This is a genomic window from Planococcus dechangensis (assembly GCF_042654465.1).
GTDB classification, from domain to species: Bacteria; Bacillota; Bacilli; order Bacillales_A; family Planococcaceae; genus Planococcus; species Planococcus dechangensis.
Genome location: NZ_JBHSGL010000005.1, coordinates 1,064,342 through 1,089,602 on the forward strand (window position 1 = coordinate 1,064,342; position 25,261 = coordinate 1,089,602).

General features: G+C 45.2%; 21 protein-coding genes. 5 read left to right on the forward strand and 16 right to left on the reverse strand.

Annotation, left to right across the window (positions count from 1 at the left end):
• Positions 1–140: 140 nt before the first annotated feature.
• A complete protein-coding gene (locus tag ACFO5U_RS08495) occupies positions 141–1,559 on the reverse strand; it encodes an alanine/glycine:cation symporter family protein (protein ID WP_377278398.1) in 1,419 nt (472 codons plus the stop codon).
• A 410-nt stretch (positions 1,560–1,969) separates the two neighbouring features.
• On the opposite strand from ACFO5U_RS08495, the gene ACFO5U_RS08500 reads away from it, so the two are divergent.
• Positions 1,970–4,159, forward strand: a complete 2,190-nt coding sequence (locus ACFO5U_RS08500) for a cell wall-binding repeat-containing protein (protein WP_377278400.1) — start codon at positions 1,970–1,972, stop codon at positions 4,157–4,159.
• A 192-nt stretch (positions 4,160–4,351) separates the two neighbouring features.
• Here ACFO5U_RS08500 and ACFO5U_RS08505 read toward each other — a convergent pair whose 3' ends face one another.
• On the reverse strand, positions 4,352–4,594 hold the full coding sequence (locus tag ACFO5U_RS08505; protein WP_377278401.1) for a hypothetical protein: 243 nt from the start codon (positions 4,592–4,594) through the stop codon (positions 4,352–4,354).
• A 178-nt stretch (positions 4,595–4,772) separates the two neighbouring features.
• On the opposite strand from ACFO5U_RS08505, the gene ACFO5U_RS08510 reads away from it, so the two are divergent.
• A complete protein-coding gene (locus ACFO5U_RS08510) occupies positions 4,773–5,510 on the forward strand; it encodes an SGNH/GDSL hydrolase family protein (protein ID WP_377278403.1) in 738 nt (245 codons plus the stop codon).
• Positions 5,511–5,615: 105 nt separating this feature from the next.
• Here ACFO5U_RS08510 and ACFO5U_RS08515 read toward each other — a convergent pair whose 3' ends face one another.
• Positions 5,616–6,134, reverse strand: coding sequence for a DUF6241 domain-containing protein (locus tag ACFO5U_RS08515; RefSeq protein ID WP_377278405.1), 519 nt, complete (start codon positions 6,132–6,134; stop codon positions 5,616–5,618).
• 298 nt (positions 6,135–6,432) lie between these two features.
• On the opposite strand from ACFO5U_RS08515, the gene ACFO5U_RS08520 reads away from it, so the two are divergent.
• Both ACFO5U_RS08520 and ACFO5U_RS08525 read left to right on the forward strand, forming a co-directional pair.
• Positions 6,433–7,215, forward strand: a complete 783-nt coding sequence (locus ACFO5U_RS08520; RefSeq protein ID WP_377278407.1) for a hypothetical protein — start codon at positions 6,433–6,435, stop codon at positions 7,213–7,215.
• Between the two features lie 32 nt (positions 7,216–7,247).
• Positions 7,248–7,724: a VanZ family protein gene (locus ACFO5U_RS08525; protein WP_377278409.1), complete on the forward strand. Its 477-nt coding sequence runs from the start codon at positions 7,248–7,250 to the stop codon at positions 7,722–7,724.
• 50 nt (positions 7,725–7,774) lie between these two features.
• Here the strand turns inward: ACFO5U_RS08525 and ACFO5U_RS08530 are convergent, their stop codons facing one another.
• The 8 genes from ACFO5U_RS08530 to ACFO5U_RS08565 all read right to left on the reverse strand — a co-directional run bounded on the left by ACFO5U_RS08530 (position 7,775) and on the right by ACFO5U_RS08565 (position 18,822).
• Positions 7,775–8,389 carry an HAD family hydrolase gene (locus ACFO5U_RS08530; RefSeq protein WP_377278410.1) on the reverse strand — a complete coding sequence of 205 codons (615 nt, stop codon included), beginning with the start codon at positions 8,387–8,389 and terminating at the stop codon, positions 7,775–7,777.
• A 125-nt stretch (positions 8,390–8,514) separates the two neighbouring features.
• Positions 8,515–9,246 (reverse strand): SIS domain-containing protein, encoded by a 732-nt coding sequence (locus ACFO5U_RS08535; RefSeq protein WP_377278411.1) that lies wholly within the window; start codon positions 9,244–9,246, stop codon positions 8,515–8,517.
• Between the two features lie 25 nt (positions 9,247–9,271).
• Positions 9,272–9,541, reverse strand: coding sequence for a phosphocarrier protein HPr (locus ACFO5U_RS08540; protein ID WP_377278413.1), 270 nt, complete (start codon positions 9,539–9,541; stop codon positions 9,272–9,274).
• 19 nt (positions 9,542–9,560) lie between these two features.
• Positions 9,561–10,283 carry a GntR family transcriptional regulator gene (locus tag ACFO5U_RS08545; protein WP_377278415.1) on the reverse strand — a complete coding sequence of 241 codons (723 nt, stop codon included), beginning with the start codon at positions 10,281–10,283 and terminating at the stop codon, positions 9,561–9,563.
• 5 nt (positions 10,284–10,288) lie between these two features.
• Complete coding sequence (gene nagB, locus ACFO5U_RS08550) at positions 10,289–11,029, reverse strand: glucosamine-6-phosphate deaminase (protein WP_377278417.1); 741 nt, start codon at positions 11,027–11,029, stop codon at positions 10,289–10,291.
• Between the two features lie 5 nt (positions 11,030–11,034).
• A complete protein-coding gene (nagA, locus tag ACFO5U_RS08555; RefSeq protein ID WP_377278418.1) occupies positions 11,035–12,195 on the reverse strand; it encodes an N-acetylglucosamine-6-phosphate deacetylase in 1,161 nt (386 codons plus the stop codon).
• Positions 12,196–12,257: 62 nt separating this feature from the next.
• Complete coding sequence (gene nagE, locus ACFO5U_RS08560; RefSeq protein ID WP_377278419.1) at positions 12,258–14,171, reverse strand: N-acetylglucosamine-specific PTS transporter subunit IIBC; 1,914 nt, start codon at positions 14,169–14,171, stop codon at positions 12,258–12,260.
• 547 nt (positions 14,172–14,718) lie between these two features.
• A complete protein-coding gene (locus tag ACFO5U_RS08565) occupies positions 14,719–18,822 on the reverse strand; it encodes an Ig-like domain-containing protein (protein WP_377278420.1) in 4,104 nt (1,367 codons plus the stop codon).
• Between the two features lie 936 nt (positions 18,823–19,758).
• On the opposite strand from ACFO5U_RS08565, the gene ACFO5U_RS08570 reads away from it, so the two are divergent.
• Positions 19,759–20,226: a hypothetical protein gene (locus ACFO5U_RS08570; protein WP_377278422.1), complete on the forward strand. Its 468-nt coding sequence runs from the start codon at positions 19,759–19,761 to the stop codon at positions 20,224–20,226.
• 234 nt (positions 20,227–20,460) lie between these two features.
• Here ACFO5U_RS08570 and ACFO5U_RS08575 read toward each other — a convergent pair whose 3' ends face one another.
• The 5 genes from ACFO5U_RS08575 to ACFO5U_RS08595 all read right to left on the reverse strand — a co-directional run bounded on the left by ACFO5U_RS08575 (position 20,461) and on the right by ACFO5U_RS08595 (position 25,226).
• Positions 20,461–21,384 carry a hypothetical protein gene (locus ACFO5U_RS08575; protein WP_377278423.1) on the reverse strand — a complete coding sequence of 308 codons (924 nt, stop codon included), beginning with the start codon at positions 21,382–21,384 and terminating at the stop codon, positions 20,461–20,463.
• A gap of 120 nt (positions 21,385–21,504) precedes the next feature.
• The gene (locus ACFO5U_RS08580) at positions 21,505–22,674 is read right to left on the reverse strand and encodes a DegT/DnrJ/EryC1/StrS family aminotransferase (RefSeq protein ID WP_377278425.1); all 1,170 of its coding nucleotides are present in this window, start codon (positions 22,672–22,674) and stop codon (positions 21,505–21,507) included.
• 8 nt (positions 22,675–22,682) lie between these two features.
• Positions 22,683–23,339 (reverse strand): acetyltransferase, encoded by a 657-nt coding sequence (locus ACFO5U_RS08585; protein WP_377278427.1) that lies wholly within the window; start codon positions 23,337–23,339, stop codon positions 22,683–22,685.
• 1 nt (position 23,340) lies between these two features.
• A complete protein-coding gene (locus ACFO5U_RS08590) occupies positions 23,341–23,946 on the reverse strand; it encodes a sugar transferase (RefSeq protein ID WP_377278429.1) in 606 nt (201 codons plus the stop codon).
• Between the two features lie 53 nt (positions 23,947–23,999).
• Complete coding sequence (locus tag ACFO5U_RS08595; protein ID WP_377278431.1) at positions 24,000–25,226, reverse strand: nucleotide sugar dehydrogenase; 1,227 nt, start codon at positions 25,224–25,226, stop codon at positions 24,000–24,002.
• Positions 25,227–25,261: the final 35 nt, after the last annotated feature.

Sequence of the window (25,261 nt, forward strand, 5' to 3'; positions counted from 1 at the left end):
GGCCAATAAATTGTGTCATGCACAGGGACATCGAACAAAAACCCACAACATCTACAATGCATAAAAAGGCCATGAACTCAAATGAGTTCATGGCCTTTTTGAAGATCTTGCCACTCGAATTGTGTCGTGCACAGGGACAACTACGACTCGTACCCTTCTCTCGCCGCTTTCCTCTTTTTCTTCAACCGTTTCTCTTTCATATCTTTCTTATAATACGGATCCGCCGTGAAAAACTCGACAGTCAACTCTTTCACTTTGTTTCTCAACAACAAGATGGCGATAATGTTCGGGATGAGAATTGCCGCGAGCATAATGTCCAGGAAGCCCCAGATCACTTCTGCCGCACCAACTGCTCCCAAGATGACCGCCGCTATGTATACCACTTGCATGCCGTGCGCCGCTTTCAAGCCGAATAAGAACTCCGCTTGTTTGGCGCCGTAGAAGATGACGACCAAAATCGTCGACAATACGAAGAAGATCAGCGCAATCGTTACGAGAATCGCACCGAAGTCACCGAAATACGCTTCAAACGCCAAGCTCGTCAGCGCAGACGAATTTTCCATGGCGCCGTCTTCCATCCATACGCCGGAAGACAAAATGACAAACGCTGTCGCCGTACAGACGACGAGCGTATCGACGACGATGCCGACGACTGCCCAGAATCCTTGACGAACCGGATGATCGGTCGTCGCCGCTGCGTGTGCGATCGGTGCCGTCCCGAGCCCGGCTTCGTTGGAATACAACCCGCGTGCAAAGCCCCAGCGGATGACTTCAACGATCGCTGCCCCTGCAAATCCACCCATCACAGGTGCCGGCGAGAAGGCGTTGCTGAACACCAGCATAAAGAATTGCGGAATGGCACTGACATTCATCAGCAAAATGACAAACGCGCCGCCGACATAAAACAACGCCATAAATGGCACAAAAATCTCGGTCACTTTGCCGATGCGCTGAATGCCACCGAAGACGACAATCGACACGAGAACCGCCGTGATGATGCCCGTCCAAAGTGCCGGTACATTGAACGTCGCTTCGACGGTGCTGGCGATGGAATTCCCTTGCACCATGATGCTCGGGATCAATTCGATCATCAACGCGAACGAGAACCAAATCCCGAGCCATTTCATGTTCAAGCCTTTCGTCATATAATACATCGGCCCGCCGACAAACTCGCCGTTTGCGTTTTTCTCGCGGTACTCGACCGCCAGCACGCTTTCCGCGAATTTAAGCGCCATGCCGATGAGTGCAATGACCCACATCCAGAAAATCGCGCCAGGCCCGCCGAACATGATCGCCGCCGGAACGCCGACGATGTTGGCGGCCCCGATCGTCGAAGACAGCGACGAGGTCAGTGCCTGGAATGGCGTGACCGTTCCTTCTCCCTTCGGCTTTTTAAAGACACTGCCGAATGTTTGCCCGAGGATATAGCCGAAATAGCGAAATTGAAAAAATCCCAATTTAAACGTCATAAAAAGTCCAGAAACCAATAGCATTGTGATGAGCGGGATTCCCCATAACCATGCTGAAAACTCAGCTATCCCCTGCAAAAACCGTTCCAATTGCTTTCCCCCTATAATATTTCAAGATATGAAATATTTCCCTCCACTCCTGCCTTTAAACGCGAAATAAGAAACTTCCTCCAAATGATTAAAGAAATAGGGAAAAACAACCATATATCCAGAAAACAATCGCATACGCCATAAGCCACTTCCTGTAGGAGCAGAGATATGATATACAGGCTTCTATAAATCGTTTGAAACTACGTTTTCGCCCCTTTCTTTAAGTCCAATCAAACAATCAAAAAAATAACCCGAATTCTAAAATAAAGATGTATTTATGATGAGCAATCGATTATTATTATGTAGGAACTTTCAAAAATATGGAAAGTTAATAAGTTGAAAGGTAAATTCATCCTATAAACGATTCACTTTGAAAACCAGATACATTCGCCAAGAAAGAGGAGAAAAAGATGAACAAATTTTCACGTTTAATGATTGTTACAGCTGTATTGTTGTCCGCTTTTGTGCTGCCACTGGACACCAATGGAGCACAGGCTGCAAAGAACACCTTTATGGAAATAGTCGAGATCCCAGCAGGGGGAAATAATTTTAGGCTGGAAGCGTTCCACGATCAAATCATCGCTTCAGAAGAAACAGGCAGCGGTTACCTTCGCGTAAAAGCCTATAACAAATCAGGCGAATTGAACTGGCAGATTCCTGACCAGCATGATGCGACTCATGCCATCTCTGAAAACAGGATCATTATCATTAGCAGGACTTCCGGAGACATGAAGTACTATTCAACCCTTACCGGAGAATTGATCCGCACGATATACACGGGCTACCGAAGAGACACGCGAATGAGCATCAGCTCCGACTACTTGTTAGTGCGCACTAACACCGGCTATACAGTGTGGGATATGAACGGTTCCGTGATTCTCTCCGCAGGAGTCCGCGGCATGAAAGCAGCGAGAATCCAAGGTGATAAGTTGGTGGTGCAGGACCAAAAAAGCATTCAAGCATTCGACTTGCCGACACGCAAAAGCATCTGGACAAAACCACTGACAACCACTTATGTAGACGGCTTTATTTGGGCATTAGAAGATGACACCATCTATGTAGAAGGAAGAAATGACAGCACCAGCAGGGCCAGCATAGTGACCGCCTTCAATGCAGACACAGGCGCTGTAAAATATGAAAAGCCTTTGAACATGAATGTGTTTAGTTGGTTAGGCCTCAATCAATTGGGCTTGCACGAAAGTAACGAACCGGAAGACACCTATACTTTTTATGATGATAAAGGCAATTTGAAGATGACTTTCATCACCGAGACGCCAGCCATCAAGCAACTAAAGGACAAATATTTTGTTGATGGTGTCTTTGTCCATGACCAAACGGACTGGAAGTTTGTAGAGGATGGGTTTTATTATTACAAACGCCATGCTGGCGTGTATGAAGAATACGCTTTTTCCACTTTCAAGAAATTTGATATGAATGGCAACCTGCAGTTTGAAAAAGTATTCGATGATGAATATATCTTCGCTATGGCAACCACGAATTCCGGTAAAGTATTCACTGTCAGCGGAAATGCTGTCGGCCGTTATTTATATGATCATAATTGGGGACGCAGGGAATATGTGGGCAACACATTAAGCGTCTATGACTCCAAAGGCAATTTGCTGGAGACAATCGACACTAAGTATTTTGACCAGTTAAAATCAGATGGCTCTAACCTATACGGCTACGGAGATGAAACGATTTACATCTTCAAAGAAAGCGCAGCCGAACCAACGAAGCCGACAGCACGTATCTCCGGAACCAACCGCTTCGACACAGCGGTCGCTATCTCCAAAGCAGGATGGAAAATTGCCGACACAGTAGTTCTTGCCACTTCCGGCGATTTCCCGGACGCGCTTTCCGGCGGCCCATTGGCATATCAAGAAGACGCGCCAATTCTATTGACGCGCCCTGAAAAATTGCCGCACGAAACCAAAACAGAAATCGAGCGCTTGAAACCGAAAAAAGCGATCGTCCTTGGCAGCCAAAGCGCTGTATCTGTGGAAGTCGAAAAAGAACTCCAACGAATGGGCATCGAAATCGAACGAATCGGCGGCAAAAACCGCTTTGATACAGCGGCCTTGATCGCGCAGCGCCTCGTTTCAAAAGAGGCCGTGGTCGCATACGGCTTCAACTTCCCGGATGTGTTGTCGGTTTCGGCTTACGCCTCTAAAAACGGCATCCCGATTTTGTTGACGCGGACAGACAAATTGCCCGCCGAAACCGAAGCCGCTCTCGCATCGACCACGAAAACACATGTTATCGGCAGTACAGGAGCGGTCGGACAAACCGTATTTAATGCTTTGCCAAACCCGGTGCGCTACGGTGGCGCAAACCGCTACGATACAGGGCTTCAAGTTAACAGCAAACTGAAAATGGGCACTGACAAAGCATTTATCGCTACGGGCTTAAATTTCCCGGATGCACTTGCAGGATCGGTCCTAGCCGCCAAAAATGACGCGCCAATTCTTCTCGTACAAAGAGATAGCATTCCGTCAGCGACAGCGAAACAACTGCCTGACTATAACGCCTATACCATCTTTGGCGGCACCGGCGTCATCAGCCGAACACTTCGCGATCAATTAAGCACGTATGGTAATTAACTTTATCATGCAATAAGTTGTGCCTGTCACAAGGCTTTACAACAATAAAAAGCTGTCGCCTTTGAGGGTGACAGCTTTTTTTATCTATAAAACAAATCCAAGCACGGTTAAATTGTGTCTTGCACAGGGACGCATAACCAATCCCATCACTAAAAGCCTCAAACTCCGTAAAAGAATCCAAGACTTTTGTTGTTATTGATCGCCGCCACGGCGAGAGCTTACAAACTTCACTCCAAATGCAGCTCCTGCGATCGCACCGATGACAGCACCGACATAAGCGGCCAACTCATAGCCTTCTATCCCGGTGGTGTCATAAATATCAAAACCACCCAAAAACGTGCCGCCAACCACCAGGCCGATAAATCCGCCGACGATCAGTCCCGCTATCAAGCCCATCACGCCCCTGATGACAACAGGCATCCGTTTCTCGTTCATCACAGCTACTCCTTTTGTCTGGCATCTATCACTCTAGCCCTTCTTCTCTATCGCTCGACAGATTCCTCAATAGCCCTCTGACTATTTACGCAAAACAATCGATTACCATCAAAAATGATAGAATATTCGAACTATTATCTTTATACTATACAGTAAAGACAAGAAAGGGAGGTTTTTTATGAAAAAGCTAATCAAGCTCATTGTTGCAGTGATGATAGTCAGCATGATGACGTCTCCTGCTGCTTTTGCCAAGAGCGACAACGCCAAAGAGTCGCTCGTCGCGGTCGGTGATTCGATTCCGTTCGGCTTTAACTTAGGCCAGACGAATAAAAATCCCGCGAAGACTAGCTATCCTTATTTGATCGGCAAGCTCAGCGATTTGCGTGTGCGCAATCTAGGCGTTCCGGGTTGGCAATCGGATCAGCTATTGAGCACTTTGCAAAGCGACCAGAAATACCGACAAGCCTTGATCCACTCGGACTACGTCACGGTAACGATCGGCAGCAACGACCTGCTGGCTATTTTAAGAGAAGCAGCGGCTGAAAGCGGCGGCAATCAATTGCTGTTCCAACAGCTTCTGCAGCAAAAACTCGCGACGAGCGACGTGTTCTCCAATATCGCGCAAACTTTAGCAGAAATCCGCTCGCTGACCGATTCGCCGATTGTGTTATACAATGTCTACAACCCGTTCCAACTTACTGACCCGCTCCACTATGTCGCAGACCCGATCTTGCTGCAAATCAATGCTGCATTCGCTGGACTCGCGTTCTCTACACCTGGCGTCTATCTAGCCGATGCGGACGCAGCATTCGGCAATAACCAAGCGATCTACGTATTGCCGGGTGACATCCACCCGACCGTCGCCGGACAAGCGAAACTTGCCGAAATCGGCTTGCAGGCGTTCGGACTCTACTAAGCAATAAATATGAAAAAGCTGCCGCCATGTAAAAATGGCGACAGCTTTTTCATATTCAATCATATAAAGGAACTGAACTGCAAACCCCTTCTAGCGAACTTGCGCTTATCTGAAATGACGCTCCACGAACTCCGCTTCCTGCTCGGGCGTCATCAAGCCTATCGCGCGTCCCACGGTGCCGTTATGCCAATCCCAAATGGTATTGTGAACGTCGACCGAATTGGAGAAGTCACCTTGTTCCCACGCCGTTAAAGTTTTCTCGTAAAACTCATAATGTTCGTAGATGTTTTCATTCGCGTGGGCGATCTTCAACATCTCATCGATTCGCTCGGGCGTCATTTCGATCGCGCCGACTTTTTTGCTCGCTTCGATTTTCTGATGCGTCATCTGGTGCAGCATTGTCTGGAAACGGCCTTCTTCCATCCCGATTGCAGCCGACGTTGCACCGGATTTCGGCGCTTGTGTATCTTCCCCTTGCGCGAGCTGTTCGCTCGCTTGTTCCGCCGCTTGGGAAATTTCCTCTTCATCCGGCGCCGTAAAGCTGTTATACGCGTAATTGCCTGCCCCACCGAGCACCCCAACCGCCACCAGGATGATAAACGTCGTTCTAAATAAAGTCTTCAAACAAACACGCCCTTCCTCTCACCGGGAAATGACCATCCCGACAAGAGCGATTTCCCAAACAGTAAGGACCATTATACAGTAACTATCTATGAAAATCAGTAATTTTCATATCTTTATTCCTATAGTTTTTACTCAACTACATTACCCAAGAACTTATATTTTCCCACTTATTAAAATATAAACCATCTTCTGTTCAATTATCTACGCTCATCTCCAAAGTAACCTGTTATACTCTTTTATAGGCATTTATACATACCCATCACAAATTTCACGCCTTTACCGAAAGGATCTTTCCATCATGTCAAATAAACGCAAACGACTGATTTTCGGCGTTATCCTCGTCATGATGTCGCTTCCGTCCATCACGCCGATGCTCATGGAAATCGCTTACCGAACCGAAATGAATATGCGTTACGACATCAACGAGCTGAACGCGTTCCGGGCCGATTACACAAGGCCGCCGAATGATGCCGATTATCACGGGAACATCATCCGCGCCTTGACCGTCACAATCGGTGAGCCGTATTTGAATGCGTGGGACGATTTGGTCTATTCGAGTGACATCCGCATCACCGTCAATGGCGAAACGATCGAGACACTCGAAGACTATCCGGTCCAATTGCAGAAATACGCAGGACTCCCCATCGAAGGTCTCGACCGCTATAATGATGCGATCACGTATTGGACCGTCGAAGACAAATTCACGGGCAAGGATTTCTTCGCGGTCGTGATTCTCCGGAATGGCTATGATATGCGCTCGCACGGCGATGGCGAAGTGATGCCCGGCTATGTTCCCATCGAAGAGCGGGAATTCAAGCTCATCGCGGTCCAAAAAGACGGCACCGTTTCACAACAACTGTTCACCTTCGACAGCAAATCCAAGCTGCAAACCCAATTGATTACCGAAAGCTTTAGCGGACCGATTCATTATTACTTGCCGCCGGGCTATTACTACCCGTCGCCTTTGTATCCGCTCTTGTACCCGTGGATCACGATGATCATAGGGCTTGGCCTGATGCTCCTTAACTTTCCATACGATGCAATGAAAAGGCGAGACAAGGCTAGAACGAATAATGAATAACTACTAACATCCACTTTGAAGGGACGAGTCATTTGAAAGCTTCATACATACCGGTCATCTTGTTGGCGCTCGCCATTTTGCTCGCCACCAACACCTACAATTTTCAAGCTCTGCTGTTCTCACAAGATGTCGGGTTCAACCTGCGCATGTTTCCGGACCCAATGGATCTGTTCATCATGAGCGATATCCATTTGGACTCAAATATTTACGTGTTCCAGAAAACTGGCCATTTCCTAGCGTTTGGCGTGCTGTTCTTGCTGATGAATCAGGCCATCAACAACTCTAAAAAAGCCATCATCCTCTGTGTCTCGTTCGCTTTTTCCACCGAATTTCTGCAGTTATTCTTCGAACGCAGCGGCAGGCTGTCGGACGTCCTTATCGACAGCGCCGGCATTTATGCAGCGTATCGACTGAACGAATATGTCAAAACGCAAGGCGGACTGGCCGCTGCGTTTCAAGATGCCATGCGCAAAATCTCTAACGTGTTAAACGAAGACAAATCCAGATAAACAACCTCATCACAAAAGCCGGAAACCTTCAAAAAGGTTTCCGGCTTTTGTCAGTCAAACAACGCCAATAACTCCTCAAACTCGGAAATAACATGATCAAACTCATCCACTTCCCCAAAGCCATACTGTGCATACACAAACGGCACACCTGCCGCTTTTGCCGCTTGTTGGTCGCCTGTCGTATCACCTACATACACCGGATTCGACAAATTGTTCCGCTCCATCACCAGCTTGATGTTCTCCCCCTTCGACAACCCAGTCCTGCCGGCGTTCTCAAAATCGAGAAAATGCTTGTCAAGCCCGTGGTATTTATAAAAACTTTCGATATAGCCTTCCTGGCAATTGCTGACGATGTATAAATCATACTTCTCGGAAAGCTTATCCAACACCGCTTCCACGCCCTCGTATAATCGGCCGCCCTCGTTGCTCAAGCGCCTGCATTCCACTTCCGAAAACTGATCCGCCACTTCTCTGTGCTTCTCTTCCGAAAAGTGTGGAAACAGCTTATCGCCGATCTCCTGATGCTGTAAGCCCATAACGCCTTTGATGTCATCCCGCGACAATAGCTGTTCCTCATGTTTTGCCAACACGCTATTCCACGCTTCTGTCACGACATCGAGCGGATCCCACAGCGTGCCGTCCAAATCGAAAATGATGCTATCCATATTTTCAACTTCCTCTCATTTAAATTGTGTCTTGCACAGGGACAAAAACGATCTGACAACTCAATAAATCCCTACCCGGCAGCATTGCTGTTGTCAGAATAGTTCCGTGCACAGGGACACCAACACTACAACAATGAAATCCGCTCCCGATACTTATCAATCAGCTGCTGATTATGTGCATCCGCTCCGTCGATATTGCCGCTCAAAAAAATCGGCGGCTCAAAACCCGCATCGGCCATCCTCTTGATGGCTTCGGCAAAAATAGCATTTAACATCGTTGCCCCAACGACAGTCGAGGTCGGGCCAAAAGGTACTTCGACGTGTTCATACGACAAGATCGCATCTCCAGACACTGAATGATTGTCGATAACCAGATCCACGGAATCGAACAAGTACTTGCCCGTTTTATGGCGCGAAGCTTGGTTTTTTGAGTACGCAAGTGAGGTGATGCCAACGACAAATGCCCCTTTTTCACGAGCAGCCAGTGCCACGTCCACCGGCACTGGGTTACGGCCGGAAGTGGAGATGACGAAGACCACATCGCCAGAACGGAAATCCTGTTCTTTTAAAAATCCGGCGGCATAGTCATTTTTCCGTTCTAGTTGAGACGATTGGACCGCACCTTCGTGAAGCATAAGCGGCTCCACGAAAATCGGCTTGACCGGCACCAATCCACCCGCGCGATAGAATACTTCCTCTGTCAAAATATGCGAATGGCCGCAGCCAAACAATTGAATGATGCCCCCTGTTTGGATCGCATCCGCCACTTTTTCGGCCGCCAGAAGCATTGCCGGCCCCTCTTCTTGCTCCACGAGTTCCAAGCGTTTCTGTACGCATTTGAAATAATTGCTTAACATCGTTCTTCCACCTCAACTCACTTACTTATGCTTTCCCAAGCCCTTCCGCTACAATCAACTCGTCGACTTTGGCCATAAGGGATTCTTCATCGCTGCCGTCGGCTGTGATTGTTATGGTTTTGCCCTTCGAGACGCCTAGCGACATGACGCCCATAATGGACTTCAAGTTCACTTCTCTTTCTTTATAGAGCATTTTGACATCCGCAGAAAACGGCGACACCGCCCCCACTAATTTTGAAGCTGGGCGTGCGTGAAGCCCTTCGTCGCTGATGATGGTGTAGGTTTTTTCAATCATATCCATTTCTCCTTTAGGTTTACCTCTGAATATCGGTCGTGAATTTATAACGATCGGCCCGGTATGTGCTGCGGACCACTTCAAATGGCAGATCGCCTTCAAGAAAGCTGATGCGTTCAATCATCAGAATCGCTGCGGGCGGTTTGATTTGCAGCAAGTCCGCATCGTCTTTCTTCACCAGCCCTGCTTCCATGCGCTGAGTGGCGCGGCTGATTTTTTGCTGCTGGTTGTTCTCGATGACCGCATACAGCGAACCTTGAAACGACTCTTCAGTCAAATCGGGAAATCGCTTAACTGGCAAATAGGTGCGTTCGATGGCCATTGGCTTGTCGTCTGCAAAACGAATGCGCTCGACAAAATACACTTGGTCGCCGTGGTTCAGCTGTAACTCTTGTGCGACATCGGATTCCGGCTCCAGGATTTCAAAGCCGATCAGTTTGCTGCTCGGCACCATGCCGCGCGATTCCATGTCTTCTGTGAAACTGGTCAAGCCATTGAGCGGCTGCTCCACCTTTGGAGATGCCACAAACGTGCCACGCCCTTTTTCCCGGTATAACAAGCCGTCATTGACCAAATTGGTGATGGACTGGCGCACGGTCATGCGGCTGACAGCGAAGCGTTCAGACAGTTCGCGTTCGGACGGAATCGAGGTGCCTACGGGAAAGTCGCCTCGCTGAATTTGCTGCTTCAGTTGTTCTTCTATTTGACTGTAAATGGGAATCGGCGATTGTTTATCCAGCACAGCCTTCACTCCTTTTCTGCCGCTGCTAGGCTATAGGCATCCTCGTCTACTATGAGTGTAACATGAGGATGCTTCCATAAAAACGAGACCGGAAAATCTTCACTGACCCCGCCTGCCAAAAAGCGTTTCACTGCGGGTGCTTTCTTTTTACCGGAAGCCAAAACGAGGATTTGTTCACTTTTGAGAATCGACTGAATGCCCATCGTAATGGCATGGGTCGGCACACTATCCAGGTCGCTGAAAAAACGCGCATTGCTGTGGCGTGTCGATTCTTCCAGCTTGACGCAATGAGTCACACTCGCTTCAGGTGTCCTGGGCTCGTTAAATCCGATGTGGCCATTTGTCCCCAGTCCCAGAATCTGCAGATGCGGCGGCCCGATTCTATCAATCAAGGCCTCATAACGCCGGCATTCCGCTTCTACGGAAAAGGCTTTGCCGTTCGGAATATGTGTATTGTCCAATTGGATATCGATGTGGTGGAATAGTTTTTCATTCATAAAATAACGGTAGCTGTTTGGATGGTCCGCTGAAAGTCCACAGTATTCATCCAAGCTGATCGTTTGAACTTGTCGGTAAGAGATGTTTCGTTCATGGACACCGCGGATCAACTGCTCGTAAAGTCCGAGCGGTGTCGATCCGGTGGCGAGTCCAAGTACAGAATGGTTGTTGTTCAGGATCTGCTGTTCCACCAATTGTGCCGCGCTGCTGCTCATCTCTTCGTAGTTTTCGACTCGTATCAGTTTCATCACAGTCACTCCTTCGTGTAAGCGATTGTTCCTTTGCAGATGGTCATTTGAACATTCAAGTCGTCATCCAGTATGGCGATATCCGCGTCCATACCGCTTCGGATTTTGCCTTTATCGGCCAAGCCCAGTTCGTTTGCCGCATTGGCCGACGTCACGGCCACCAATTCATTCACGCTGCAGCCGGTGAGGGACTGGACATGTTGGATAGCTCTGTCCATCGTCAGGATGCTGCCGGCCAATGTTCCATCGGCAAGCCGTGCGTCTTTTTCCGTGACTTGTACATCCTGTCCTCCCAAATCATACACGCCAGGAGGCAGGCCTTTGGCGCGCATCGCATCGGTGATTAACATCAAGCGATTTGCCCCTTTTTGGCGAAACGCCATTTCGACTGAAGCGGGATGGCTATGAATGAAATCGGCAATGATTTCGACCATCAAGCCATCTTCCATCAAAGCCGCCCCTACAACACCGGGATTGCGATGATGAAATGGGCTCATTTGGTTATAGAGATGCGTCACATGGCTTGCGCCTGATCGAACGGCTGCTTCCACTTCTTCAAATGTAGCATCGGAATGGCCAATGGAGGCAATGACGCCATCCTCCGTCAACTTCTTGATAAACGGCATGGCGTTATGGGTTTCTGGCGCTAAGGTAACCAAGCGAATTTGCTTGCCGCTGAGTTGTTGCCATTTTTGAAATAGCGGATAAGACGCATCAACAATATGTTCAACTGGCTGTGCCCCTGCCCGCTGAGCGGATATAAATGGTCCTTCCAAGTGGACGCCGAGGATTTCCGCCTGCCCCTCACTCGTTTGAAACTCACGGATATTGTCTAGCGCTGCTGAAATGGCCTCATCGGATTGGGTCATGGTGGTCGCGAGAAAGCTGGTCGTGCCTTCTTTTGGTAAAGCTTCCGCTAAGCCAGCCAAAGCTTCTGGCGTGGCATCCATCGCATCATGCCCTGCCGCCCCGTGAATGTGGACGTCGATAAATCCAGGAAACGCGGTCCAGTTTTTACCGCTTGTATCAATATGAATGTCTGCCAGCACGTCGATCTTCTCGGCAACGCGGCTTATTTTTCCGTCTTCGATCAGGATGTCTCCTATAAAACTTTCTTCCACAGCATCTGCAATGGTGATGCCCGAAATCAATAGACTGTTCTTCATGTTGATCACTCCTTGCGAAAAACCAGGAAAATCGCGGTGGATGTCCTGGCTTTTCTGCTTTTCTATTCAATTTTTAAGATGGAATGGGTTCCTTGTTGTTGATGGCCATCTTTCAAGACGATGACTTTTTGTTCTGTTAGGTTGGTGAAAATAACTGGTGTTGCAAGAGACGGTGCATTGGCGTCCAAGAATTTTAGGTCGAGCTTCAACAATTTGTCTCCACGCTGGACCAGCTGGCCTTGCTCTACGAATAGCTCAAAGCCCTCACCATCTAATTTGACGGTATCCAAGCCGACATGAATCAGAATTTCAATGCCGGTATCGGTCTCGATACCGATCGCGTGCTTGGTCGGGAATACGCTGACGACACGGCCATCGACTGGTGAATAGAGGATGTTTCCAGATGGCAAAATGGCAAATCCAGGCCCCATCATTTCTTTGGCAAACACATCATCCGGCACTTCCGATAACGGAATGATTTTTCCATCAATCGGCATTTCGAAATCTTTTGCAATGATTTCTTTCATTGCGGGCTCAGCGCTCGCCGTTTGTGCGACAACTGGAGTGTCCGTTCCAGTTTCGGGAGCTGGGTTGCCGTTTGCCACACGCGGTTTCATCGCATCCCCTAGGAATTCGACGGCCGTTCCGATGACCACTTGCACATTGGTTTTATTAATTTTCATGACACCCATCGCACCATGGCGCTTCAGCGCTTTTTCATCGACCAACGCTGAATCTTTGAGTGTCATGCGCAGACGCGTCGTGCAATACTCGGTAGCGACAATATTGTCAGCGCCACCCAATGCTTCAATGGTGTTATAGGCTCTTACATCAATCGCATTATTGCCTGAATCCGCATTTTCTGCATCCTCGTCTTCGTCTTCACGGCCAGGTGTTTTCAAATCCAGTTTGATAATGAGGAAATAGAAAATGACAAAGTAAATGACTCCAACGAATAGCCCCATCACCAACAAAATCAGCGGGTTGGTGGCGAGCCCGAAATTGAGCACATAGTCAATCGCGCCGGCAGAAAAACCGAAACCGTGATGGATATCTAGTGCATAAGCGACCATCATCGAAACGCCCGTCAATAAAGCGTGGACAACATACAACATAGGCGACAAGAACATGAACGTAAACTCAATCGGCTCTGTGATCCCTGTTAAAAATGACGTGAAACCGATACTGAAGAACATCCCGCCAACAAGGGCTTTGCGTTCTTTTTTCGCTGCTACGTACATCGCAAGACAGGCAGCCGGTAAACCGAACATCATAATCGGGAAGAAACCGGACAGGAATGGTCCTGCCGTTGGGTCGCCTCTTAGGAAACGGTTAATTTCCCCGCGGACCACTTCTCCACTGGCAGTAGTGAACGTTCCAAAATCAAACCAGACGATTGTGTTGATCACGTGGTGAAGACCCGTCGGCAACAACAGACGGTTCAAGAACCCGTAAGCGCCAACGCCAAACATGCCCGCATTCAAGATCCAATCACCGGCACCGTCAATGGCTTCCTGGATTGGCGGCCATGCAAACCCGAGCACACCCGCTAAAACGGTCATGACCGCTGCCGTGATAATCGGCACAAAGCGCCTGCCGCCGAAAAAGGCCAGCCATTGCGGGAATTTCACATTATAGAATTTATTGTATAGCAGACCGGCGATAATACCGGAGATAATCCCAGCAAATACGCCCATATTGATTGTTTCGTTGATCGTGACGATTGCGGAAGTCAAGACCAGATAAGCAATGGCACCGGCTAATGCCGCTCCCCCGCTGCCATCATGCGCAAGCCCCATCGCAATTCCGATGGCAAAGATGATCGCCAAGTTATCGATGATCCCCGCGCCCGCCGCCGACATAAACGGAATCCCAAGCACATCGTCCTGCCCCAAACGCAGCAGCAAAGCCGCCGCTGGCAATGTCGCAATCGGGAACATCAACGACTTTCCTATTTTTTGAAGAAAACCAAACATAAAACTTCCACCCCTTTATGTATTCTTAATTTTCACTATATCTTTAACAGGTATAGTTGTCTATACCAATTCACTAAATAAAGAAAAATAAAGTAAGCGGTTACTTTCCGGATTATAAATTCTTATTTGAAGAAATGTTTCTAGTAAGATGCTTTCTCGCCAAAATCGCTGTTCAGCATACAGCCATGAAATAGAACCACTCACATTTAGAGATCTTTCGCACATTATAAAACAGCATTAGCAGGTGGCAAATACATGTCTCGACCAGGTTTACCTTGTCTCCCACAAAATACTGATCGATGACGACATCTCAATACATGAACGACCTAGTCTAGTTTAGCCTCTTTAGGCCAATAAAGAAGAGAGTCACTGGAAGAATTTTCTCAGTGACTCTCTTCTATGCATTCACTGACCACATTTTCCGCAATTGGTGGCTCAAATCTTCGCACACGTGGCTTTTTTGTTCCGCAATACTCAAATCTAATTACATTTCATTAAAATCTATACAAAAAGCCCGGAAAGCATTTGCTTTCCGGGCTTCCTATGATTATTTCTTCAGTTCTTCATCCAACAAAAACTTAACACCATCCGATACTGCGCCTGTGCCTCCAAAGATCGAGAAGCCGTCATACGCAGGTAGCTGTCTGTTCGTTGCTTCCGGAATAGCCGTGGGGCGAACGAGCAAGATCGGTGCATCGTTTTTTGCGGCCAGCACAGATCCCGCTAAGGCATCTGGGAAGTTCATCCCTGTTGCGATATACGCTTTATCAGTGCCGAGCGTAAGTGTCGTCGCTACGACATAACCCGTTTCGTAGCGGTCTTTGCCGCCGAGGCGTGTCGGCTTCGGCAAAGATTTCAAGACGTCCTCACTCACGGCACCGGTGCTGCCGATGACATACGTAGACGTTTTGTTCGTCAATACCGTTTTCGTTTCTTCCGGTAAACGGTCCGTACGCGTCAGAAGAATCGGGATACCGTTCTTCGCGGCGTAAGAAGACACGGACAAGACATCCGGGAAGTTCAAACCATTCGCTACAACCGCTTTGTCTGATTTGAGTTTTCCTGCAATCAAAGCCGCTGTATCAAAGCGCGTTTGCCCGCCAATTCGCTCAACGGCTAAATTCATGCGCTTCAATTCCGCTTCCACTTCTGCAGAAATCGCTCCAGCGCGTCCTAGGACAATCACTTTTTTCGCGCCGAGGCGCTGGATTTCTTTTTTCGTCTCAGGCGTCAACGCACCGGTTTTCGTCAATAAAATCGGTGCATCTTCCTGGAATGCCAGCGGTCCGCCCGCTAGTGCATCCGGGAAATCCGTAGCGGTCGCCAGAATCACCGTGTCAGCCGACTGCCATCCTTCTTGAGAAATGGCAATCGCTGTCAGGTAACGGCTCGACCCTGAAATGCGATCGGTCGCCTCGGATACAGCTTTCACGACAATCGTTTTCGTTGCGGCACTTTGGTTGCCTGCCGCATCAATTGCAACGACCGTTAATTCCGTGCCAACCGATTGTGGTTCGATCGCTAAAGAAAATTTACCGTTCGAAGCGGTTTTTCCTTTAACCAGTTCTTTCGTGCCTGCTGTAACGACGATATCACTGCCAGCTTCTGCTGCTCCGTTGATGCTCGTCGCTTTATGCGTCACCTTGTCGACGATTGGTGCGTTTGGCGCAGTGGCGTCTTTTACGGTAATGCTTGCGGCTTTGCTGATGTTCCCCGCTTTATCCGCAGCCGTTACAGTAAGTTTCGTACCTGCTGTTTGTTTAGCGATTGCAATGGAGAATTTGCCATCCGCTGTTGCTTTGGCAGAGCCGATTTCGCTTAATCCGACTTTGATGCTAACAGTGGATACCGCTTCTGCCGTTCCCGTAACTTTAACTGATTGATCCGTGACTTCATCAATTACAGGAATAGCAGGGGCGATGGTATCAGCGACGGTCACCACAGTTGCTTCACTAATATTGCCGGCTGCATCAACAGCTGTGACAGAGAGCTTCACATCGGCTTTTTGCTTAGCGATCGCAATAACGAATGTGCCGTCTGCCTTCGTCTTCGCAGTTCCAATTTCTGTTGTACCAGTCTTAACTCGAATCGTTGAATCTGCTTCCGCTGTTCCAGTCATTGTTTCAGACTGATCTGTTACAGCATCAACAGTTGGAGCTGCAGGTGCTGTAGCGTCCGATACTGCGAGAAGTGTTGCTGTGCTAGTGTTGCCAGCAGCATCCCTTGCGGTAATGGAAAGTTTTACGCCTGCTTTTTGTTTCGCAATCGCCACAGCGAATGTGCCGTCTGCTTTTACGGTCGCAGAACCGATTTCCTGAGTACCTGCTTTGACGCTAACAATAGCGTTAGCTTCCGCGTTCCCGGTGATAGAGGTAGATTGATCTGTCACTTTGTTGACGATTGGTGCCGAAGGAGCTGTCGTATCAACTACTGTTACTTCTTTAATTTCACTCGTGTTTCCAGCAGCATCAGTCGCTGTTACCTGTAATTTCAGGCCACTTTTCAGTTTAGATATAGCAATTGAATACCTTCCGTCCGTACCTACAACAGCAGAACCGATTAATTCCGTTCCTGCTTTAACTGTAATGGAAGAACCAATTTCCGCTGTGCCTGTAATACTTGTGGATACATCCGTTACAGTTTGCACAGTCGGCGCATTTGGAGCTGTTTTATCTTTCACAATCACTTCTTTTGCCTTACTGACATTTCCAGCTGCATCGGCAGCAACGATAGTTAATGCCGTTCCGGCTGTTTGCTTGACGATTGGAACGGTAAAGTCACCCGCTGCCGTCGCGTTTCCTGTGCCAAGAACCGTAGTGCCTTTTTTCACCGTTACCAAAGCCCGAGCTTCCACTTTTCCTGTCACATTTAAAGACTTGTCTGTAACTTCATTAACAGTCGGTATGCTCGGAGAGGTTCTATCTTTAACAATGACTTGCGCTTTAGCGCTAACGTTTCCACTGTTATCGGTGGCTGTCACTTCTAGCTCCGAAGCAGCCGGCTGCTTCGGAATCGCAACCGAGAATTGGCCAGCATCGTTCGCTTCACCTTGCCCGATTACAGCCGTTCCTTGGTAAATGGTTATAACAGCGTTAGCTTCCGCTATGCCAGTTACTTTCGTTGAAGCATCGGTCACTTCGTGTACGGTCGGAAGTCCTGGAGGTGTAGCGTCTACTACTGTTATTTGTGTGGTCTCACTACTATTTCCTGATTGATCTGCCGCGCTTATCTGAAGCTTGGTACCAGCTTTTTGTTTCGGTATTCTCACTGAAAAATTCCCATGTGTGTCAGTTGTCGTATTGCCCAGCACTGTGTTGTCAGTAGAAACCGTAATAGTCGAATCCGATTCTGCCTGGCCGTAAATGACCGTATCAGCATCCGATACTGGGTCGACATGTGGTGCCTCTGGAGGAGTAGCATCCTTTACAATCACTACAGCTTGCTCTGACGAGTTATTTGAAGAATCTGTAGCCGTGACGGTTATACGGGTGCCTGCTTTTTGCGCCGGCATATCAAAGGAAAAATAACCGCCTTCAAACACAGTCGTTGAACCTATCCATTTATTGTCTGCAAAAATATCAATAGTCGAATAAGGCTCAGCCCAACCGCTGATCACCGTAGACACATCGCTTACTTCGTTCAATTCAGGCTTTTCCGGGGGTGTCGTGTCTTTTTCTTTGACTACGAAATCACCGCCGGAAAGATCATCGCCCCACCAATGGACAGAATTGCTCCATGCGTATAGAGCATTTTTATAAATGTCCTCCATCCAAACAAATTGCACCTTCCATTTTCCGCTGTCCAGCCCTGTATAGAACGCGGGAAATTCCCCTTCATATACGTTTCCATAAGCATGCATTAATTCGACGGAAACGTTATACCCCATCGGGCTGGTATAATTGACTTTCACATTGGCCACTCCAGAAGCATCTTCCACTTCTGCGATGACTTTCAAAGAATCTTCACTGTCTACTTCTCCTTTATCTATGGAGATGCTCTTTAAAACCGGTGCATCACCCTCAGGTTTCACAGTGAAATTACCGGCATCCAGATTTCTATTACTGTAATGGTCATCGTCAATATAATGGCTAGTGTTATTACGGGAATCTCGAATTATAATCGCGACACATTCGAATTCACCAATGAATAAACCAGATGTCATAAAACTTGGAATCTGCACTTGAAAACGATTATTGCCGACATTTGTTGCCGGCAATTGATAATAATATCCATTGGGCGCCTTATAGTCCAAATACATACTTTGAACATCGCTCAAATCATCATGCGCTTCAACAGTTACCGTCACATTTCCATTTTGTATAATGGAAGGATTATCTACATATAAATTATCTAATTCGGGCCCGGTTGTATCTGCTGCATAGGAAGTAAAGTTCCATTCATCAAATTCGTATTCCCCGTCTTCTGAACGATCAAAATACATCCGCAACGAATCTTTTTTCAGTACCATGATGCTGGCGACTGTATACTCGCCTGCCGGTGACGGAACAGTTGTCCCTTCAAATTCCCCGAGAGAATTTCGGTACAATTGAACGGCACTATAATTTCCATTAGGCATCTTATAGGACATTTGGATATGAGTGACACCTGTGCTATCAGTTAATTTAATCTTTATCGTCTGATATTGGTTCATTAAAATTTTCTTTTTCTCTATTTGAATATATTCTATTGCATCCGGCGTACTCGCTTCGGCAGATGTCGTTCCAATACTTATAAAAAAGAGTATCGAAAATATTAAGACTAGCCCAAACCCTTTGTTTCTTTTCTTGTTTGCCATTTTTTCCGTCCATTCTCCGAAGCTTATTGGTTGGGTTACGATAAAACTTAAAAGCTAAAAATATTCACCCTGTTTTCTTGATTAAATAACCTCATCTCTTCTCTTTTTATGCAGCTTTCAAAAAATGAAAGTTCCGAAACCAAAGAAAATAGTCACACTCAAATACACATTAAGTAGCGCATAATAACTAATATTATATTTCAAAAAAGACTTATTTACTAGCTTATTTTTGGTAAAAAATACATTTCACTATCTATCTGAAGAAAGACAAGCTCGAGAACCACTCGTGCCTTAAAATAAAACCTATTCATATGTGCGTTCAGCCATTTCATAAAACTATATATGCCGCTTTTCGGAACTACTTTAGACAAGAAATATAACTATTTGAGACGTTCGAAATAAAACTTACGTCAAAATTAATATAGGTATAAGTCTCGGAGTGTGAATAAAAATTATTGTTAGTTCTACATGTTTAAAATCAACAATTACTTTATAAAAACAGTTAGTCCTCAGTAAAATATCCGCTAGCGGCTCACTGCTATGACTTTACTTGGACTATCCTTTGCATCCACTCGCTACAATCTCCGCAATTGGTGGCTCAAATCTTCGCGCTCTTAGCTTTTTCATTCCGCAATAAGGGATACATAGATGAAGATGGTCAATTTTTTTTTGCGTTTACAAAGGATTTTCTTATTTGCACATAATTTTTGATGCTCTTCATTTCTTTGGGGATTGTAGGTGTTAATTACATCCTGTATATTAAAAGAATAATAGTTACTGGAGGATTTTAATGTGATTTTTTATGTATTCGTTACTATTCTTAGCTGCACTTTATTATCAGCTATAAGTTTTATTTACTTTCTCATTCGCAAAAACAAGTATGGTAAGAAACCATTATTTATCTCAATCGTTTTTTGTATTATTTTTTTAGGAATAGCAATTCCGATGGGCCAAAAGCCTTCAGTCTCCTTTAATGAATACAAAGAGCAATCTAGTACATTTAGTTTTGAAAACTATTCAGATGATCAAGTAAATGTCGGAACGTTCGTTAAAATAATAGGAGAAGTTACTTTAATCGAAGTAACTATAGATGGTGAAGAGAATAGGTTCTTCTTAGAAACAGAGGATGGAACATTCTATGCTCAAAATAATTCTAATGAAGAGATTAAAAATGGTGAGATTCTTACTGTTTATGGAAAATACGCTGGAAAAAGAAATGCTGTTTCTCCTGCAATAAGCGTTCAATATTTCGAGAGATAAATAATTCCATAAAGTCGCTATTTTGGTGTATTTCTTAGAGTAAAAAATCTTATAATAATAGTTCAACAAGAAACTACACCCGAGTATAATAAGCTTAAGAACAGATTTATTATAGTATTTCATGAATATCAACAAGTTCAAACTAAGTATATGAATATTCGATTTGTTTCAGTAACTCAACTCAAAAAATAGCAGGCGATTTTATATTCGCCCGCTACTTTTATATCAAAATTTTTATTGAACTAGCCGGTAAGCCGGAAAAAATTCAACCCGTTTATCAATCTTCCCTAAATCACACAGCTCTTGATAAATTCGTTCATTCCATATCTTTCTTCCGGTGCATACCGGAGCAATCAATGTTTCAATCGCCATTTTTGATTGTCTTTTTTCTTTAGGGCTCCAAGCTTTTTGGAGTCCTTTTTCTTTTGCCCACAAGTACAACGCGCATTTCAATAGTTTTTCGGACTCAAAATACTGATAGCTAGATGCTGCGCTAGTCCAGTGCGTATAAACTGCGTCTTCTTGAACACTACTACAACTCATAGCTAATACTTCGTTTTTATAACTGAGTTCTACTACCACAAAATCATCAAAAGTACTTTCGCCAATCAGTTCAACATACTGGTTCACATCCAAATACATTTGCTTATCACTCCGATGAACAAATTCCTCGAAAGCTTTAATTGCAGCCTCGCCTTCGAAGATTCTGTATTCCACACCTGAATCTATTGCATTCCAAAGTTTGCTCAAGTCCTCTTTGCCAATCTGATCTAGTGGCTTTGTCACATCTATGCCGAAACTTTCTCTCTCATAATCCACTTCATAGCATTCCAAAAAATCTGCTGGATGTCCGAAAGGCGCATGGAACTCTACTGCTTCAGAAACAATGTGCTGCTCTATGCAGTATGCTTCAAACGCTCTTTTGAAGTCGAAAATCAAGTCCCATTTTTGATCAACACTGCACATTACTATCATCGGCCCACCAAAGCCAGCTGGCGACACTAAATCATAATAAGTCTCTCCATTAACTTGAATATCAATCTCTCGCTTTTCAAAAAAATGCTTGATATGACCATGTTCATTTTGAAATTCAAATACCTCATACTGTTTAAGTGCAGATACTTTAAGTAAATCATTATTTAGGAAAATGCTGTTCATTCTACTCCCCCATTTCACGCTCAAATGAATACCTTATAAACATCATATAAAGAGAAGGTTAAATCCTTGTTAAAACAAAAAAAGCCACTAGATTCTTTTGAGAATCTAGTGGCTAGTATGTTATTTCGATACTGAAGTTGAGTTTTTAACACCAAGACACTGCTGAATCTTTTGGATAACCCGTGTTTGTTGCTGTTCTGTCATGTTCGACCCAGATGGTAAGCATAACCCTCTTTCGAAAAGCTTCTCACTGACAACCTTATCAGTGCTATGAGCATAAAATTGATTTTCGGCAAAAAGAGGTTGAAGATGAAGCGGCTTCCATACTGGACGTGCTTCAATATTATCTGCAGCTAAGGCATCAATAATTTCTTCCGGCTTAATCGAAATCTTCTGCGGATCTAAAGTTAAAGTCGTCAGCCAGCGATTCCCGTAAGTATCCTCAAGCTCAGGCATAAACTTCAAACCATCGATGTCGCCTAGCGCTTCTACGTAACGATTGAATACCGCTCGTCTAGCCAATACTCGTTCATCCAAGACTTCAAGTTGCGCACGACCGACACCTGCCAGAATATTGCTGAGTCGATAATTATAGCCCACAACACTATGCTGATAGTGTACTGCTGGGTCTCTTGCTTGTGTTGCAAGGAAGCGGGCACGCTTTAAAGCTTCTGCATCATTGGAAACTAGCATTCCTCCACCTGACGTGGTGATAATTTTGTTCCCGTTGAATGAAAAGATTCCAAACTTCCCGAATGATCCGCTTGGCTTACCTTTATAGTAAGAACCTAATGATTCTGCAGCATCTTCCACTACAGCTACACCAAAACGCTCACAAACTGCCAGTAATTCATCAACCATTGCAGATTGTCCATACAAATGAACAATGATTACCGCTTTTGGCAATTTACCTTTTTGCTCAGCATCTTTTAATGCTTTTTCAAGAGCAACTGGTGACATATTCCACGTCGTGTCTTCGGAATCGATAAATACAGGAGTCGCTCCTGCATATAGAATGGGATTCGCACTGGCGATAAACGTTAATGTAGAACAAAAAACGGTATCTTCTTTGCCGACTTCCAAAAGTTGCAATGCTAAATGAATCGCGGCGGTACCGGAACTTGTGGCTGCAGCATCCGCTACATGAGCGTACTCTGCTATTTCTTTTTCGAAGCCGTCGACATTCGGCCCGAGTGGAGCAATCCAGTTCGAATCAAAGGCGTAATCGATATAAGATCGTTCGTTCCCACTCATATGTGGAGTCGAGAGAAAAATTCTTTCTGTCATCATTATCGCTCCTAAACTTTCCGATTGGTGGTGCTCACGGTCTGATCGGCTGTTTTAATAACTCGTGCCGGAACACCAACAGCAGTCGACTGTGCTTCAATATTATCAATGACAACAGACCCAGCACCTATCGTACTCCAAGCCCCGATTGTCTTTGTCGGAATAACTGTAGCGCCAGCGCCAATATGAACGCCATCTCCAACTGTCACTCCTCCAGTAATCATAGCGCCCGGAGAAACATGAGCATAATCACCAATTAGACAATCATGTTCGATAACAAGACGTGTATTCAAAATGACGTGTGAACCAACTGTCGCAGCAGCATTCACAATGACACCAGGCATGACCACCGTACCATGTCCAAGCTTTGCACTCGGACTGACCAGCGCATCTTTATGGATGATGGTTGCATACTGTTCATCAGATAAGTTCAACTTATCGACAATTTTACGACGGATGGCATTTGCGCCAATTGCAATGATGACTTTAGCTTGCTCGTCGCGAATCAGCTCATGGACCGATGAACTTGGCCCATACCAACAATCGTTTCTTTTTTCGAGTTCTGTATACTTATCATCTAGTCTTGCAATTACTGTATCTCCATTGGATATAACGTTATCTGCAATAACCCTTGCATGTCCGCTATCTCCGATTAATATCACTTTCACTTTAAGACCTCCTGGATACCGAACTACCTTTGAATTTTGTCATCGTCGCTTGACCATCTTGCGAAATGCCCTCTGACTTGAATACTTTCATCACAGTCATGAATAAAATCTTGATATCCAGCCAAAACGATTGATTTTCAACATACCAGACATCATATTCAAATTTCTGTTCCCACGAAATAGCATTTCGCCCATTCACCTGTGCCCAGCCGGTAATACCTGGCCGCACATTATGGCGTTTCTTTTGCCTATTATCATACAGATCGAGGTACTCCATTAACAGAGGTCGTGGCCCCACAAAACTCATATCACCTTTTAATACATTCAGAAGTTGAGGCAACTCATCCAAGCTAAGCTTTCGTATAATTTTGCCGAATGACGTTAATCGGATATCATCAGGTAAAAATTGACCTTTTGTATCCCGTTCATCAGTCATAGAGCGGAATTTATAGACGTGAAATGGTCTTTCATTAAGACCAGGACGCTGTTGTTTAAAGACAACGGGAGAGCCTATTTTCAAAAGAATTAATAGTGCAGTAGTTAGAATGACGGGAGAAAGAACTATTACTGCAATTAAACTTACCAAAAAATCAAAAAACCTTTTCATTAAACACACTCATTAGATTCTGACATTAATTCACATTATATATTTATTCCGAATTAGAGCTTGTAAACGGAAGGACTCTCAATAATATTTTTTGTATCAAGTACTAACTTCTCTTTCAAACACAAAATGTTCTCTTTAATGTGATCGTGACCGACCATAACTACAACAATCTCAATATCATCTAAAAACTCTTCAAAGTCTTGGTATTGATTTTCAACTAAATTCTCTTTAACAAAGGGATCATAAACCTTAACTCCGAAAGCAAGGTGTTCATCTAACCGTTCCAAAAGCTGCAATGTAGGACTCTCCCTTGTGTCGTCAACATTTTCTTTATACGCTAATCCATAAAGACCTACCTTAGATATTTCGGTAACACTATGCTCTCGCATGATGTCTCTGATTCGGCTTAACACATGAGAAGGCATGGAATCATTTGTTTTTCGGGCTGTTAGTATTAAGTTCGTAAGGTCTGGATAATCACCAACCAAAAACCATGGATCTACTGAAATACAATGTCCTCCCACCCCTGGTCCAGGCTGTAAGATATTAACTCGAGGGTGTTTGTTGGCAATTCGGATAATCTCGTAAACATCAATATCATCTGTTCTGCAAATTTTTGCTAGTTCATTAGCGAAGGCAATATTAATATCTCGAAATGTATTTTCAACTACTTTTGACATTTCAGCAGACCGAATATCTGTTAAAATAATTTCAGATTTGCAAAATTTAGCGTAAACTTTTTTAGCTCTTTCGGCAACTTCTAGATTATCTGCCCCAATCGTCCGTGAATTAAATTCTAACTCATGAATCATATTTCCAGGTATGATTCTCTCGGGAGCATGGAGAAGATGCACATCTCTTCCAACTTCTAAATTCCTTTTATCAATTACTGGACGGATATGTCTATCAATAGTACCAGGAGAAATAGTAGATTCGATTATTATTGAAGCTCCTTTGTTACATACATCCAGGACCTTATTCACTGCCGAAATAACATAGACAGGATCTAACTTTTTAGTTTCCTCTATGTAAGGAGTAGGTACAGCCAATATGTATGTATCAGCAGGACAATATTCAGTAGAAAAAGAAATTCCATTTGTTAAAGCTTCTTGAAATAATTGCTCTAGACCATCTTCTTGAAAAGTTAACTTACCTTTATTCAAAGAATTAACAAGACCTTCATTTAGATCAGTCCCTGTCACATTCACGCCACTTTTTGCCAATATTAAGGCTGTTGGCAATCCTATATATCCTAAACCTACTACGTTAACTTCTGTCATTTTATTCTCCTTATAGTACAACTTAAGTAATTTCG

Excerpts from the sequence above, each read along its gene's own strand:
- ACFO5U_RS08590 (WP_377278429.1), bottom strand. The coding sequence starts at position 23,946 with ATGAAAAGGTTTTTTGATTTTTTGGTAAGTTTAATTGCAGTAATAGTT.
- ACFO5U_RS08540 (WP_377278413.1), bottom strand. The coding sequence starts at position 9,541 with ATGATTGAAAAAACCTACACCATCATCAGCGACGAAGGGCTTCACGCA.
- ACFO5U_RS08595 (WP_377278431.1), bottom strand. The coding sequence starts at position 25,226 with ATGACAGAAGTTAACGTAGTAGGTTTAGGATATATAGGATTGCCAACA.
- ACFO5U_RS08535 (WP_377278411.1), bottom strand. The coding sequence starts at position 9,246 with ATGTTAAGCAATTATTTCAAATGCGTACAGAAACGCTTGGAACTCGTG.
- ACFO5U_RS08500 (WP_377278400.1), top strand. The coding sequence starts at position 1,970 with ATGAACAAATTTTCACGTTTAATGATTGTTACAGCTGTATTGTTGTCC.
- ACFO5U_RS08510 (WP_377278403.1), top strand. The coding sequence starts at position 4,773 with ATGAAAAAGCTAATCAAGCTCATTGTTGCAGTGATGATAGTCAGCATG.
- nagB (WP_377278417.1), bottom strand. The coding sequence starts at position 11,029 with ATGAAACTGATACGAGTCGAAAACTACGAAGAGATGAGCAGCAGCGCG.
- nagA (WP_377278418.1), bottom strand. The coding sequence starts at position 12,195 with ATGAAGAACAGTCTATTGATTTCGGGCATCACCATTGCAGATGCTGTG.
- ACFO5U_RS08575 (WP_377278423.1), bottom strand. The coding sequence starts at position 21,384 with ATGAACAGCATTTTCCTAAATAATGATTTACTTAAAGTATCTGCACTT.
- ACFO5U_RS08520 (WP_377278407.1), top strand. The coding sequence starts at position 6,433 with ATGTCAAATAAACGCAAACGACTGATTTTCGGCGTTATCCTCGTCATG.
- ACFO5U_RS08580 (WP_377278425.1), bottom strand. The coding sequence starts at position 22,674 with ATGATGACAGAAAGAATTTTTCTCTCGACTCCACATATGAGTGGGAAC.
- ACFO5U_RS08565 (WP_377278420.1), bottom strand. The coding sequence starts at position 18,822 with ATGAACCAATATCAGACGATAAAGATTAAATTAACTGATAGCACAGGT.
- ACFO5U_RS08505 (WP_377278401.1), bottom strand. The coding sequence starts at position 4,594 with ATGAACGAGAAACGGATGCCTGTTGTCATCAGGGGCGTGATGGGCTTG.
- ACFO5U_RS08530 (WP_377278410.1), bottom strand. The coding sequence starts at position 8,389 with ATGGATAGCATCATTTTCGATTTGGACGGCACGCTGTGGGATCCGCTC.
- nagE (WP_377278419.1), bottom strand. The coding sequence starts at position 14,171 with ATGTTTGGTTTTCTTCAAAAAATAGGAAAGTCGTTGATGTTCCCGATT.